We start from the raw sequence: 439 nt of genomic DNA on the forward strand, positions 1-439 counted from the left end.
TGATGGTACTGCCTGAACGTGATGTACCAGGGATAAGGGCGCAAATTTGGGCGCATCCTACAACAAATGCGTCGATTGGGCGCATATCATCTACATGATTGACTTTAGGTTTGGCTGTTACTTGGCGTTTTTCAACCCATAAAATGAAGAAGCCACCGAGTACCAGCATGGTAGCAACAGTAATTGGGTTGAAAAGGTGTAATTTAATTTGTTTGCTGAATAATAGACCCACAATTGCGGCAGGTATGAAGGCAATAAATAAATTCAGTACAAAGCGATTGGCTGTCCGTTCTTTACCGAGTCCTTTTATGATATGGGTAAATCGTTGGCGGTATTCGAATACGACGGCTAATACGGCACCGAGCTGGATAGCAATTTCAAATACTTTTCCGTTGCTTTGAAAGTTCATTAAGTTACCGAATACAATCAAGTGACCGGT

The 439-nt window shown here is 42.1% G+C and carries 1 protein-coding gene; it reads right to left on the bottom strand.

Annotation, left to right across the window (positions count from 1 at the left end):
* A partial coding sequence (locus ACTHUR_RS21230) for an undecaprenyl-diphosphate phosphatase (protein ID WP_440400785.1) occupies positions 1-439 on the bottom strand: 439 nt, incomplete at both ends.

Source organism: Neisseria sp. P0021.S007 (assembly GCF_051956855.1).